The organism is Ruegeria sp. F5 (assembly GCF_056533845.1).
Genome location: NZ_JBQFOU010000023.1, coordinates 1 through 14,143 on the forward strand (window position 1 = coordinate 1; position 14,143 = coordinate 14,143).

13 protein-coding genes and 1 pseudogene are annotated in these 14,143 nt (G+C 60.5%); 10 read left to right on the top strand and 4 right to left on the bottom strand.

The features are described 5' to 3' along the window. Nucleotides 1-102: pseudogene (locus ACR0K1_RS22400) on the bottom strand (IS5/IS1182 family transposase); the annotation flags it as partial. A 171-nt stretch (nucleotides 103-273) separates the two neighbouring features. Then, entirely contained in the window at nucleotides 274-699 is a 426-nt protein-coding gene (locus ACR0K1_RS22405; RefSeq protein WP_480616456.1) for a hypothetical protein, read from the bottom strand. 7 nt (nucleotides 700-706) lie between these two features. On the opposite strand from ACR0K1_RS22405, the gene ACR0K1_RS22410 reads away from it, so the two are divergent. Beyond that, the gene (locus ACR0K1_RS22410) at nucleotides 707-2,356 is read left to right on the top strand and encodes a winged helix-turn-helix domain-containing tetratricopeptide repeat protein (RefSeq protein ID WP_480851924.1); all 1,650 of its coding nucleotides are present in this window, start codon (nucleotides 707-709) and stop codon (nucleotides 2,354-2,356) included. 180 nt (nucleotides 2,357-2,536) lie between these two features. Continuing rightward, a complete protein-coding gene (locus tag ACR0K1_RS22415) occupies nucleotides 2,537-4,189 on the top strand; it encodes a bifunctional aspartate transaminase/aspartate 4-decarboxylase (protein ID WP_480616454.1) in 1,653 nt (550 codons plus the stop codon). 4 nt (nucleotides 4,190-4,193) lie between these two features. On the opposite strand, the gene aspT is transcribed toward ACR0K1_RS22415, so the two are convergent. Further along, nucleotides 4,194-5,894, bottom strand: coding sequence for an aspartate-alanine antiporter (aspT, locus tag ACR0K1_RS22420; RefSeq protein ID WP_480616453.1), 1,701 nt, complete (start codon nucleotides 5,892-5,894; stop codon nucleotides 4,194-4,196). A gap of 248 nt (nucleotides 5,895-6,142) precedes the next feature. Beyond that, nucleotides 6,143-7,159: a LacI family DNA-binding transcriptional regulator gene (locus ACR0K1_RS22425; RefSeq protein WP_480616452.1), complete on the bottom strand. Its 1,017-nt coding sequence runs from the start codon at nucleotides 7,157-7,159 to the stop codon at nucleotides 6,143-6,145. A gap of 136 nt (nucleotides 7,160-7,295) precedes the next feature. Between ACR0K1_RS22425 and ACR0K1_RS22430 the strand changes: the two genes are divergently transcribed. The 8 genes from ACR0K1_RS22430 (at nucleotide 7,296) to ACR0K1_RS22465 (ending at nucleotide 14,102) form a co-directional block, all read left to right on the top strand. Continuing rightward, nucleotides 7,296-7,481: a hypothetical protein gene (locus ACR0K1_RS22430; RefSeq protein ID WP_480616451.1), complete on the top strand. Its 186-nt coding sequence runs from the start codon at nucleotides 7,296-7,298 to the stop codon at nucleotides 7,479-7,481. A 24-nt stretch (nucleotides 7,482-7,505) separates the two neighbouring features. Further along, entirely contained in the window at nucleotides 7,506-8,651 is a 1,146-nt protein-coding gene (locus tag ACR0K1_RS22435; RefSeq protein ID WP_480616450.1) for a TRAP transporter substrate-binding protein, read from the top strand. A gap of 113 nt (nucleotides 8,652-8,764) precedes the next feature. Then, nucleotides 8,765-9,277 (top strand): TRAP transporter small permease, encoded by a 513-nt coding sequence (locus ACR0K1_RS22440; RefSeq protein ID WP_480616449.1) that lies wholly within the window; start codon nucleotides 8,765-8,767, stop codon nucleotides 9,275-9,277. A gap of 11 nt (nucleotides 9,278-9,288) precedes the next feature. Next, on the top strand, nucleotides 9,289-10,617 hold the full coding sequence (locus ACR0K1_RS22445; RefSeq protein ID WP_480616448.1) for a TRAP transporter large permease: 1,329 nt from the start codon (nucleotides 9,289-9,291) through the stop codon (nucleotides 10,615-10,617). A 12-nt stretch (nucleotides 10,618-10,629) separates the two neighbouring features. Continuing rightward, entirely contained in the window at nucleotides 10,630-11,937 is a 1,308-nt protein-coding gene (hisD, locus tag ACR0K1_RS22450; protein ID WP_480616447.1) for a histidinol dehydrogenase, read from the top strand. Then, nucleotides 11,930-12,691: an SDR family NAD(P)-dependent oxidoreductase gene (locus ACR0K1_RS22455; RefSeq protein ID WP_480616446.1), complete on the top strand. Its 762-nt coding sequence runs from the start codon at nucleotides 11,930-11,932 to the stop codon at nucleotides 12,689-12,691. Before hisD ends, ACR0K1_RS22455 begins: the two co-directional genes overlap by 8 nt. Beyond that, nucleotides 12,688-13,668, top strand: a complete 981-nt coding sequence (locus ACR0K1_RS22460) for an alcohol dehydrogenase catalytic domain-containing protein (RefSeq protein WP_480616445.1) — start codon at nucleotides 12,688-12,690, stop codon at nucleotides 13,666-13,668. Before ACR0K1_RS22455 ends, ACR0K1_RS22460 begins: the two co-directional genes overlap by 4 nt. A gap of 23 nt (nucleotides 13,669-13,691) precedes the next feature. After that, entirely contained in the window at nucleotides 13,692-14,102 is a 411-nt protein-coding gene (locus ACR0K1_RS22465; RefSeq protein WP_480616444.1) for a universal stress protein, read from the top strand. Nucleotides 14,103-14,143: the final 41 nt, after the last annotated feature.

The following is a 14,143-nucleotide window of genomic DNA, read 5'->3' on the forward strand; positions in this document are numbered from 1 at the left end:
CAGCACACGCCGATCATCTACACGTGGTTTGCCATGGGACTTCGGAAAGTAAGGCTCCAAACGCGCCATCTGCGCATCATCCAACCAATATAGATCGCTCATATCACCGCTCGATTTTCGACCGGTGAATCACGCCGACATACAGAAATCAATGGGTCCTGACCCTAGGGAATCCCAAGGGCTTTCAGTCTGATATGAAGGGGCCAGTTTTCACTGGCGATCATTGCTGATGCAATCGAAACGGACATTGGGGCTGCCGCAACGAATTCTCGCTTATCCCATCAAAGGCACAAACAAACATTTAAGTTCCGTATCCCGATCCGCGATCCGGGCGTTTGTTTCTTTCATGAAGGGACGGGCGCGGCTTTGGATGCAGGCGTAGAACAGCCCGTCGCGAGAGGGTTGGATGCGGGGATCGGAATGCGGTATCACACCTGTCACGCCATCGACAATATAGCCGCCGCGCACCTCGACGACCGATGACGGCGTCACCGACTGGCAATCGGTGTGTGGGCAGCAGCTAGGCGGGATCCAGTCCTGTGCCGCAGTTTCGGCCGCAAAGGACAAACCGCTTAGCAGGGCCAAATTGATGGCGTGCACCGGGCGTTTCCACAAAAACTTGCGAAGAAATGAATTCGATTTAAAATTGGGTTTTGAATACAGCATTTGCTTTCGCTCACTCGTTTCATCGGGAGGCATGGTGCAAGTGTCGGAAACCACAGCGGAAAAGTCCGGAAATTCCGGAGAAAAAAACCTGAAATCTGGCGATTCTGTCGGGCTGTTTGGTCTGCAATTCGACATCGCCACTCATAGTTTGCAACAACCGGATGGCACGCCCGTGCCGTTGCGTGCGCAGTCGGCGGACGTTCTTGTATTGCTTGTCGAAGCTGACGGGCAGATTGTTCCCAGAGAGAAAATAGTTTCGCGCATCTGGCCCGATACCTATGTGACCGAAGACAGCCTGGTGAAATGCATCGCCGACATCCGCAAGGCGTTGGGCGATACGGACCGGTCCAGAGTTCAGACGGTGCCGAAAGTCGGGTACCGGCTGAACCTTGCCGGGGATGCGCGCGCGCGGTCCCGGCTGCGTCGCATGGGGTCGCTGCCGGTTGTGGCCGCGATCCTTGCCGTGATCGCACTGTTCTACGTTGCAGTTTGGCCGCTCAAGACGCCAAAGGCGCTGGCGGATCAACCACGGATAGCGGTGCTGGCCTTTGACGATTTCTCTACCGGCGACGACAAGGGCTACCTTTCGGATGCAATCGCAGAGGGGTTGATCACCGAACTGGCCCGCTTCCCGACGATTGGTGTCATCGCGCGCACGTCTTCATTTTCCTATCGCGACAACGAGGCTGACATAGAAACCATCCGCGAGGAGTTGCGGGTGCACTACGTGCTGGAAGGCAGCCAGCAAAAGGCTGGGGATGGTTTGAAAATCACGGCGCAGTTGATCGACACGCGCACTGGCGCCCATATCTGGGCCGAAACGTATAACCGGCAGATCGGCGATCTGTTCACCGTGCAGGAAGAAATCGTGCGCGGCGTCATTGCGAATATCGTTGGAATTGTCGAGTTTCGCCCTCTGCCCGAAAGCGATCTGAATCAGGTCACCGCCCTGAAGTACTTTCTCGAGTCTGTCGGCAGCCCCGACAGCCGCGAACAGATGGACCGCCGCTTTGCACTGGGCGACATGGCGCTTTCCGTCGATCCCGATTCCGAATGGGGATATCTGATCCATGGCTGGACGCATCGCCATATGGCGGTGTTCTTTTCCACACCCGAAGAAAAAGCGTTCCACCTGGAAAAATCCAATGCGTTTGCCAATAAAGCCATCGAGATCGCGCCTGCAAACTACTTCGGCTACTGGATGCGGGCCCGGGTTCAGACCGAACGCGGCGACCATGAGAGCGCGATGGAAACCTATCGCCACGCCATTTCGCTGAACCCCTCTGCCTCTTACCTGATGGTCGCCAGTTCCAGTCCACTGCTGTACATGGGCCGTTTTGAAGAAGGCCTTGCGGTGATCGACCGTGCGCTTGATCTTGATCCGAAGCACACGGGCTGGTTCCACTGGCAACGCGCCTGGGCCTTATGGGAACTTGGCCGGTGCGAGGAAGCCCTGGCGGCATTCGAACGTATGTCCAAAATTTATGGCGGAGCCCATAGAATGCTAGCCGCGACCCACGCCTGCCTTGGCCAAAAGAACGAAGCAGTCGCGGCGCTGAGTGTGTATCTTGAGGCTAATCCCGAGGCGACCCTTGCTATAGAGGCCGAGAAGTCCCGAAAAACCTGGCCCAACCCGCCCTCGGTCGAAAGATGGCTGCAAGACATGGCGTTTGCCGGGATGCCCAAGTAGCACCGGTATAGCTCTTCAATTCCGATTTTCTTCAAAATGCGGTTCCACGCTTCGTGGGATCGGCAAGATGGGCCGAATGTGTGCAAGCAATCGGTTCGTCTGACACAGACCTTCCACCCACGGTATTGTTTACACAGACACATTTCCCTGCGTACGATCCGGTAGAATTTCTCGGATTTCATGAACCAAGGGTTTGATACCATGTCAGAAACGCTGGACCTGCATAAGTACGAAAACCTAAGTCCTTTCCAGATCAAAGATGAGCTCATCAAGCTGGCCGAAAAAGAGGCGCGGCAGATGGCGCTGCCTTATCTGAACGCAGGGCGCGGCAATCCCAACTGGATAGCCTCGAAGGCGCGCGAGGCGTTTTTTCTGCTGGGCCAGTTCGCGATGACCGAGGCGCAGCGGCATCGCAATGAACCGCAGGTCGGTCTGGCGGGGATGCCGCAGGGACCGGGCTGTTATGACCGGCTCACGGCCTATTGCGCGGACTCGGTCGAAAGGAACGGCCCGCCGGGTGCGGACACTTTGGCCGACATGGTGGATTTCGCGATTGAGAAGTTCGGCTTCACGCCTGACGATTTCGTGCTGGAACTGACCGATGGCATCGTTGGTGATCACTATCCGATGCCCGACCGTTGCATGGAACATAATGAGGCGATCGTCCATGAATACGTGATGTGGGCAATGTGCGCGGGGCATCGGCCTGATGCGAAATTCGACATTTACGCGGTTGAGGGCGGAACCGCCGCCATGTGCTATATTTTCAAAGCGCTCAAGAACCAGCGTTTGCTGAATGCGGGCGATACCATCGCGTTGGGCACGCCGATTTTCACCCCCTATCTGGAAATGCCCGTGCTGGAAGATTACGGACTGAACGTGGTGGACGTATCCTCGGCAGAGGAAGACCATTTTCAGCTGACCGAAGACGATCTTGAACAACTGGCGGACCCGAAGGTCAAAGCCCTGTTCCTGGTCAATCCGGGCAACCCGTCATCGGTTGCGATCAGCCCCGAGGTCATGACCCGGCTGGTCGAGTTCGTCAAAACCCGCCGCCCCGATCTGATCATTCTGACCGACGATGTTTACGGCACGTTCATTCCGAATTTCCAGTCGGTCATGGGGCATCTGCCCGAGAACACGATCGGGGTCTATTCCTATTCCAAGTATTTCGGCTGCACCGGATGGCGTCTGGGGGCCATACTGGTGGCCGAGAACAACATCTTCGACAAGATGATCGCCGACGCCCCCGACGAAACCAAAGCCCTTGTCAATGCGCGGTACGAGACGCTGACCCCTGACCCGGACTCGTTTAAGTTCATCGACCGGATCGTGGCCGACAGCCGGGATGTGGCGCTGAACCATACGGCGGGTCTGTCGCTGCCGCAGCAGGTGATGATGACGCTGTTTTCGCTGGTCGAGTTGATGGACGAGGACAAAGCCTACCAGAAATTCTGCTGGGGCATTCTGAAACACCGATTTGACGAACTGGTCGAGGGCATGGGCATCGATATCCCCGACAACCCGCTGTTCGACCGGTATTACGGCATTTTGGATTTCGAGTTCTGGCTGCGCAAATATGTCGGCGAAGAGGTGGTCGCGTGGATCAAGGAAAACGTTCACCCGCTGGATATCTCGTTCAAACTGGCGCAGGACCACGGGATCGTGCTGCTGAACGGGTCGGGCTTTGACGCTCCGGACTGGTCGGCGCGTGTGTCCTTCGCCAATCTGGATGACAGCGCCTATCGTCAGATCGGGCGCGCGGTGCGGGCCGTGGCTGTTGGCTATGTGCAGGCCTATCGCGCTTCGAAAGGCCTGCCGCTGCACGGCTGAACAGTCAGGGCACGAAGGCCACGACCAGCGGACCCCAGAGGGTCAGGAAAATATTGGCCACCGCATAGGTCATGGTGAAGGCGGGCGTGGGTGTCGAGTTGCCCGCCTTTTCCAACAGTGTCGCAAAGCCGGGATTGCCCGAGCGTGAACCGGTGACGACGGCACAGGCCTCGACCGGGTTTTTGATGCGCAGGACGAAATAGTTGATCGGGAATTGCACGATCATCGGCATCAGCGTGACCAGTATGCCCAGCAGCAACAGGGTAATTCCGTATTCCTGAATGGCCTGCAGCGCGGGTTGCCCGGCATTCAGGCCGACAACGCCGACAAAAACCGCCAGACCAAAGCTTTGCAGGAAATTCGCGGCCCCCCGGTTGATCCCGCCGATTTTGGGGCGTCTGATCCGCGCATAGCCGATGATCAGACCGGTGACGAGGCAGCCGAGCCCCGAGCCGAGCGCTACTTTGGTGCCCGCGATGACAAAGCTGATCTCACCGATCAGATAACCGATGGCGACACCGATTCCCAACGCGATGAAATTGGTGACCGAGGCCGAGGGCGGCACGTATCCGGCCTGCTTGGCCACCCGGTTCAGATCGTCCTTGTGGCCGACGATACTGACCTCGTCACCCGCATGGATCTGGGTGTTTTGCAGGACCGGCACATCATGACCCATGCGCGTGATCTTCGAGATATGGACGCCACGGCGCTGCTCGGCCGTCAGGGCTTCGCGCAGTTCTGCAAGGGTTTTACCGGTCAGTTTGCGGTTGGTGATCACCACATTGCGCCGCTCTTCCACGATGGTCAGTTCCGGCGGGTACTCGCCCACCTCACCGCCTGCGGTGCCCTCGAACTGCGCCAGTTGTGCGACAAGGCCGGACACCACGACCACGTCGCCGGCGCCGATAACCGTATCCGGGGTCGGATCGGCCGGCGCGCCGTCCTGCAGCAGCCGTTCCACGATCAGGTCGCCGTCATACGCGCCCTCGATGGCTTTCACTGTTTGGCCGATGATTTTGGCGTCGGTGTTGACCTGATAGGCGCGCGCCTCAAAGCGGTTCATGGGAAGGAACTCTCCTTCCTCAAGCTTGCGGCCACCGCCGCTCAGCTTTTGGGCCAGCTTGATGGCCTCCTGCCGCAGATCGCAACGCAGGATGATCGGGATGACGCTTACCGCCAGAATGGGGCCGATCGAGCCGAAGATGTATGTGACCGAATACCCCACGGCGATGTTGGTCTTGAGCTTTTCCGCCTCGTCCGAGGCCAGCCCCAGCAGATCAATGGCGTTTCCTGCGGTGCCGATAATGGCCGATTGCGTCAACCCGCCAGCGGCCAGACCTGCCGCCAACCCCTTGTCCAATCCCGCCAGCCTGGCCACGACGATCACGAAGAACAGGCCCCACAGGGTCATCATGAAAGCGGCCAGAAGCTTGGTCAGCGCGGTTCGGTTCAGTGCCGCGAAGAACTGCGGGCCGCCATTGTAGCCGACCATGAAGATAAACAGCGAGAAAAAGACGTTCTGCACATCGGTGCTCAGGTTGATGCCGCCGATCTGCCCGACGAACACTGCTACCAGCAAGGTTCCGGCGATGCCGCCCAGTTCAAACTTGCCAACCCGGAATTTTCCGACGCCGTATCCCAGACCCAGACACAGAAAAAGCGCCATGATCGGGAAAGCGCGTAGCTGTTCAGTGATCAGTTCCATCATCAAATCTCCGGGCATCTGCACTGGTCTGACCGGTGCCGGCTACGGTGTCTCAGTGCGCTGAAAAACCACGAGGATTCAGGCCCCTGCCACCGCGACGGTGTCAGGTAATCACCGCGAGCGGATTCTGTCAAATCCACGCCCGTGGGCCTGGAGGCTGCAGTTTGTTAAGGACGCACCCCGAGGGCCTGCCGCCTTTTGCACCAGTGTGCGTAAGGCCAGAGATCCCGATGGCTCGATTAGCCGGATCAGGCCGCGCCGAGCGAGCTTCGGGTCACGATCTTTGTGCCTAATTGAACCGAGCGGCCCGGCACGTTCTGCTCGATCATCTCGATCAGCCCGGCGGCGGCCTTGCGGCCCATTTCCCGGTGCGGAACGTGAACCGTGGTCAGGCCGGGCTGGGTTATTCCGGCCAGTTCGATGTCGTCGAACCCGGTGATCGAGACGTCTTCGGGAACCCGAAGGCCCATCTCACGCGCCTGCCGGACCGCGCCGACCGCCAGAACATCGTTGCCGCAGAGCACCGCCGTCGGCCGGTCAGCGCGGGACATCAGGTCGTGAAACGCGCGGGCACCGTTGTCTATACCATAGGGCGTTTCGATGATCGGCAGGTGGTCGGGCGACAACCCGTGGGCAGCAACAGCATCCCTGATGCCTTCGACCCGCAACCGCGCGCGGTCGTTGCCACGGCGAATGCCAGAAATCACCGCGATGCGGGTGTGCCCCAGCGCCATGACCTTGTCAGTCAGGTCCCGCATGGCCTGCCGGTTGTCAAAGCCGACAGCCGGCGCGCGCGCACCGGGGCTGAAGGACCAGGCGACCAGCGCGGGGACTTTCTGGCGATCCAGATAGTCATAAATCTCGCCGCCCCGGTCATGCCCGATCAGCAGCAGCCCATCTGCGCCCCGGGCGACCAGGTTTCGGATTTGCTCTTCCTCGGTTTCGGGTTTGTAGGCGGAACTTGCGACCAGCAATGTATAGCCGCGCTGATGGATCTCTTCCTGAAACGCCTGCAGGCCGCGCGCAAAAATGGCGTTGTCCATGGTCGGAATGATCGCGCCGATGGTGAAGGACCGCTTGGCCGCCATGACCCGCGCGGCGAAATTGGGGGTATACCCCAGCGCATCCACCGCCGACATGACCCGCTTGCGCGTTGCTTCGACCACCCGCTGCGGATCGTTCAGGCATCGCGACACGGTTGCTGTCGAAACACCCGCTTGCCGGGCCACATCATTCAACGTTGGGGCTGACCGAAGATTTGGCATTCCTGAACCTGAGTTTCACATTTTCCTAAGACTAAATGCTTCGATGGGCGGTGAAAAGCAATAATGTAAGCGCTTGCATTTCTGATGTAAGCGCTTACAAAGGAGTCAGGGCCGAATCCAGAAGGAGTTCCCAAAAGTGTTTCTTGCAGCCTCAGTCCTCGTGTTTGTCATCTATTTTGCGAACGTGGCGCTGGGGGCGTATGCGGGCAGCGCCTTTCTTGGGGATGTCGGAGAAATGTTGGTTCTGTTCGCGGCGTCGATCCTGTTCGTTGTCGCAATTCTGAAAAAGGAAGCGGACCGCGACGAAAAGAGCGGCAGCTGAATTTTTTGCTTGGGAGGGCAATTCATGAACAACGACAAGACCGAACTGGCGTCAGCAGAACGCCGCAATTTCCTGAAGCTCAGCGCCACAGGCGCGTTTACGGCGGCCTTGGTTGCCGGGGCAGGGGGCGTGCTGTGGTCGTCCGAGGCTGCGGCGCAGACCGCCAAGGAAGAAAGCGAGCGCGAAAAGGCGGCGGATCACGTGATGACCATCGCGACCGCCTATGTTCTGGGCGCGTCCCGCAGCTATCCGATCATGCAGCTGGACCTGAAAGAGAACATCCAGAACGCCACCAACGGCAAGGTTTATGTCAAACTGGCCCCCGGCGGCCAGTTGGGCGCTGGCGGGTCGCTGGTGCAAAAGGTTCAGGGCGGCACGATTCAGGCTGCGCAGCATTCGCTGTCGAACTTCGCGCCCTTTGCATCAACCGTCGACCTGATCAACATGCCGTATCTGTGCGGCTCGAACCAGCGCTTCACCAATCTGGTGCATTCCGACACATGGCAGCAAGAAGTGCATCCCAAGGTCGAGGCTGCGGGCTTCAAGGCCCTGTTCTACGTGGTGATCGACCCGCGTGTCGTTGCGGTGCGTCAGGGCGGCAACGCCATTGTCACGCCTGCCGACATGAGCGGCGTGAAGTTCCGCGTGCCGGGATCGAAGATGCTGCAGCAATATTACCGCATGGTCGGCGCGAATCCGACCCCTGTAGCCTGGGGCGAGACGCCCTCGGCGATCAAACAGGGTGTCGCGGATGCGCTTGATCCGTCCGTGGGCGCGCTGTTCGTCTTTGGCTTCAAGGATATCCTCAGCCACGTGACCTTCACGCAGGCGGTGCCGGACAGCCAGGTCTATTCCTGTAACCTCGAATGGTTCAACTCGATGCCTGCGGATGTGCAGGAAGGCATCATGTGGGGCTCGGAAATGACCAGCCACCAGAACCTGTCCAAGGTGCCTTCGGCCCGCGCCTATGCCATGGCCGAACTGAACAAGGCGGGTGTGCAGTTCCAGTCCCTGACCAGCGATCAACTGGCCGAGTGGCAGGATGTCGGCGGCTACCAGCGCTCGGAATGGGACCCGTTCAAGACGGAACTGGCGGGATCGATGGATGCCTTCGACAAACTGGTCGAGGCCGCCGGAACGCAGGGCAAATACTACGTCCACGACGCCTGATGCCACCTTGGGCACCCAGCCCCGGGTGCCCGACTTTTGCACTGACAGTCAGGCCTGAAAAAGGCCCGCGACAGAAGGCCTGCGCCTGGCTGTTCCATCGCCGAGGGACCCGGATGACCATTCTTCAGAACATAGACCGAAACGCCGAACGCTGGCTGCTGCTGGTGTTCTACGTGATGCTGGTCATAACCATGGCCATCGAGGTCCTTCGGCGAGAGATTTTCGCATTTTCCTCGATCTGGGGCGAGGAAATCGTCCGCTACTCCTTCATCTACCTCGCGTGGATCGGGGCGGCGGCGGCAGTCAAGGAACGCGCCCATATCCGCATCGACGTGATCATGCACTATCTGCCGCAACGGCCCAAGGCGCTGCTCTATATCTTCGGCGATCTGGTGATGTTCGTCGTGGCGGTGATTGCCTTGTACTGGTCGTACGAGGCCGTGCATGTCTCGGCCAAGTTCGGCTCGGTGACAGACGGGCTGCGGGTGTCCAAGGTCTGGTTCCTGATGGCCGTGCCCACCGGATTTGCGCTGATGATCTGGCGGCTGATCCAGTCCCTTTTGCGCGACCTGAAATCCCTTCGTGACGGAACGCCCGTCTTCGAAGGCGACAAGCTGTTTGACTAAGGGGAAACACGATGCTCTGGAATTCCCTCAATCAAACCGTTGAACTGGGCTGGGATTTTTACCTGCCCGTGATCCTGTTCGTTGGCCTGATCGCGCTGGCCGTGCCGGTCTGGGCCGCCATCGGGACGGCTGCCATCGTCATGCTGGTCATGTCCGGCGACCTGCCGCTGAGCCTTGTGGGCGAAAGCCTGTTCACCGGCATCGACGCCTTTGCCCTGACCGCCGTGCCGCTGTTCATCCTGACCGGCGACGTACTGGTGCGCACCGGGTTGTCGCGAAAATTCCTGGACGTGGCCGAGGCATTGACCTGTTTCGCCAAGGGCGGCTTCGGCTCAGCCACCGTTCTGGTCTGTGGCATGTTCGCCGCGATCTCGGGTTCCGACGCGGCGGGTGCTGCCGCCGTGGGCCGGATGACCATCAACCGGCTGGTTGAAAGCGGCTATCCGCGTCCCTATGCCTGTGCGCTGGTCGCGGCGGGCGCCTGTACCGGCATCCTGATCCCGCCTTCGATTGCCTATATCATCATCGGCCTTGTTCTGGGCATTTCCGCCTCGACGCTCTTTTTGGCGGCGCTTATCCCGGGTCTGGCCATTTTGGTCTCGATCCTGATCACCAACATCATCATGAACCGCCTCTACGCCTATGAGGGCGGCGGGATGATGAGCATGGGCGAGTGGCTGGCCAATCTGGGCAAAGCGCTGAAATCCGGCTGGTACGCGTTCATCGTGCCCGGCATCATCTTCTACGGCATCTTCTCGGGCCGCCTGACGCCCACCGAAGCCGGGGCGACCGCGGTTGTTGTCACCATCATCATGGGCTTCATCCTGCGCACGCTGACACTGGCCGATTTCCCCTCGATGCTGGTCAGTTCCGCCAAGGTGAATGGGGTGATCCTGCCAATCATCGCCTTTTCCGCCCCGCTGGCCGAGGCGCTGGCGATCATGGGCGTGCCGCAGGGGTTTGTCACCTCGGTCACCAACCTGACCGATGACCCGTACCTGCTGATCCTGCTGATGATCGGCATCCTGATCGCCGCAGGCTGCGTCATGGAGACGACACCGAACATCGTGATCCTTGCGCCCATCCTGAAACCGCTGGCGGACAATATCGGAATGAATGAGATTCAGTTCTGCATCATGATGATCACCGCGCTGGGCGTGGGGTTCATCACCCCGCCGCTGGGTCTGAACCTGTTCGTGGTGTCGGGGATTACCGGCGAGTCGATCCTCAAGATCGCGGCCCGCGCGGTGCCCTTTGTTTTGACAATGCTGATCGTTGTCATTCTGATTGCCTATGTGCCAGCGGTGTCGACCACCCTGCTTCCTGAAATCTACCAATAGGATCTGTTGAATATGCCGCGTGACTATTTGAAAAAGGCGACTTTGACGGCGCAATCTCATGCCACCGAGGTGCATGATACGGTCAAGACCATCCTTGCCGATATCGAGGCGGGCGGTGACGCCAAGGCGATGGAATATGCGGCCAAGTTCGACAAATACGACGGCAATGTGCTGATGACGCAGGCCGAGATCGACGCGGCGATTGCGCTGGTGCCGGAAAAGCTGAAGGCCGATATCCGCTTCGCCCATGACAACGTGCGCCGCTTTGCCGAGACGCAGAAGGCGACTGTCTCGGATGTCGAGATGGAGATCGTGCCGGGCTTTATCGCCGGGCAAAAGGCGATCCCGGTGGACGCGGCGGGGTGCTACGTGCCCGGTGGCCGCTACAGCCACATCGCCAGTGCGATCATGACCGTGACCACGGCCAAGGTGGCCGGGTGCCGCCATATCACCGCCTGCTCTCCGCCCCGTCCGGGCGAAGGCGTTGCGCCCGCGATTGTCTATGCCGCGCATATTTGCGGGGCAGACAGCATTCTGGCCATGGGCGGTGTGCAGGGTGTTGCGGCGATGACCTATGGCCTGTTCGGCCTGCCGCGCGCGAATATCCTTGTTGGTCCGGGCAATCAGTTCGTGGCCGAGGCCAAGCGCATTCTCTATGGCAAGGTCGGCATCGACATGATTGCAGGCCCAACCGACAGTCTGATCCTGGCCGACAGTACCTCGGATGCGCATGTGGTGGCGACGGATTTGGTCAGCCAGGCCGAACATGGCTACAACTCGCCCGTCTGGCTGGTGACGGATGACCGGGCGCTGGCGCAGAAGGTCATGGAGCTGGTGCCCACCCTGATCGAAGACCTGCCCGAGCTGAACCGCGAAAACGCATCCGCCGCGTGGCGCGACTATGCCGAGGTGATCGTCTGTTCGGACCGGGAAGAAATGGCCGCCTGTTCCGACGAATACGCCCCCGAGCACTTGACGGTTCAGGCGGAAGATCTGGATTGGTGGCTGGGCCGGCTCACCTGCTATGGCTCGCTGTTTCTGGGTGAGGAAACCACCGTGTCCTATGGCGACAAGGCCACCGGCACCAACCATGTCCTGCCGACCTCTGGCGCGGCCAGCTATACCGGCGGGCTGAGTGTGCACAAATACATGAAGATCGTCACCTGGCAGCGGGCCACGCGCGAAGGATCAAAGCCGATCGCGGTGGCAACCGCCCGTATCTCGCGCCTTGAGGGGATGGAAGGACATGCGCGGGCGGCGGATGTGCGGCTGGCCAAGTATTTCCCGGATGAACAGTTCGACCTGACCGCCGATGGATGACCCCCGCGCGTTATTCGATCTGTCCGACCGGGTCGCCTGCGTCACCGGCGCAAGCTCGGGTCTGGGGCGGCGCGTGGCTCAGGCCCTAGCCGCCGCCGGGGCCAGGGTCGTCGGCGTGGCGCGCCGTGCGGACGCTCTGAACCAGCTCTGCGATGAGATCGGAGAGCGGTGCGCAGCGGTTACCGGTGATGTGGCAGACCGGGCGAAAACGGGTGGGTTGGTCGAAAGCGTATCCTCGAAATTCGGACCGCCCGACATCATCGTGCACGCCGCCGGTATCAACACGCGTGAGGCGGCGGATGATGTCACCGCGCAAGGCTGGGACACGACGCTGGCGCTGAACCTCAGCGCGCCGTTTTTCCTGAGCCAGGCCATGGTGCCCGCGATGAAAGCGCGGGGCTGGGGCCGGATCGTGAACTTCGCCTCGCTACAGACAACCCGCGCCTTTCCCGGCGGTATAGCCTATGGCGCGACCAAAGCCGGGGTCGGGCAACTGACCCGCGCCATGGCCGAGGCCTGGTCGCCCCACGGCATCACCGCCAACGCCATCGGGCCGGGGTTTTTTCCGACCGAGCTGACGCAGGCCGTGTTCGACGACCCCGAGCGAGCTGCCCGAAACGCCGCGCAGACCTGCATGCACCGCAATGGCCGGTTAGAGGATATCGACGGCCCGATCCTGTTCCTGTGTTCGAAAGCCTCGGACTATGTGACAGGTCAAATCCTGATGGTTGACGGGGGGTTCACGGCGAAATGAAAGCTCTGGTCTATGAAGGCGTCGAACAATTGGCGTTTCAGGAGGTTCCCGACCCGGTCCCCGGCCCGGGCGAGCATCTGGTGCGGGTTGAAACGGTCGGCATTTGCGGATCGGACATGCACGCCTATCTCGGGCACGACGCGCGGCGGCCTGCGCCGCTGATACTGGGGCATGAAGCTGCAGGTGTGATCGTGGGCGGGTCGTGGGATGGCAAACGCGTCACCATCAACCCTCTGATCACCTGCGGTGCCTGCCCGTCTTGCGCGGCGGGGCGCGAGAATATCTGTGCGAACCGCCAGATCATCTCGATGCCGCCACGCGAGGGCGCATTTGCGCAGTTCGTCGCGATGCCCGGGGCCAACCTGATCGATGTGCCCGACCATGTGCCCTTGTCCAAAGCCGCACTGGCGGAACCTCTGGCGGTCAGCTGGCACACGGTCCGTCTGGCGGTCGAAGCCTTGCATCCGGCGATGGACAGGCAAGCGCTGGTCATTGGCGGCGGTGCGATTGGCCTGGCGGCGGCTCTGGCGCTGCACGCGATGGGGATTGAGGACGTGACCATTGCCGAGCCGAACGATCTGCGGCGTGAATTTCTGGGCAACCACTGCCCGTTCAATCTTGTGACCGCGCCCGAGCCCGAATTCCCGCTGGTGATCGATGCCGTCGGATATGCGGCGACCCGTGCCGCGGCGTCGGCCATCGCGGCACCCGGCGGCGTGATCGCGCATGTCGGTCTGGGCGAGGACACAGGCGGCCTGGACATACGGCGCATGACCCTGCAGGAGATTACGTTCATCGGCACCTACACCTATACCGCAGACGATTTCCGCCACACCGCGCAGGCCATTTTCGACGGTCGGCTCGGCCCGCTGGACTGGCCCGAGGAACGGGCCTTGTCCGACGGTGGTCAGGCCTTTCGCGAACTGCGCACTGGCGCTGTCGCGTCCCCCAAGATTATCCTGAACCCGTGGGGATAGGCCCTGCAGCAAAGGAGGCAGTCATGTACAAAAAAATCCTTGTTCCGATGGCGTTGGACCACGGCATATCGAACCATACGCTGGAAGTCGCGCGGGCGCTGTCCGCAGACGGTGCCGAGATCATCGCGCTGCATGTCTATGAGATGCCGCAGGGATCGGTCAGTGCCTATCTGGACAAATCCGTCGTCGCCGAAGCCTATGAGCGCGCGCGAAATCAATTGCTGGCCAAGGTCGAGGGACTCGAGGGCGTGACCGCCGACATCGTCAAGGGCCACACGGCCCGCACCATCATCGACTATGCCGCCGAACATGCAGCGGATTGCATTGTCATCGGGTCGCACAAGCCCGACCTCAGCGACTATTTTCTGGGATCGACCGCCTCGCGGGTCGTTCGCCATGCCCCCTGCGCCGTTCACGTGCATCGCGGGGTCTGACCCTCCTCAATCGCGCCACGTGCGCCCCAAACAGGACTGAC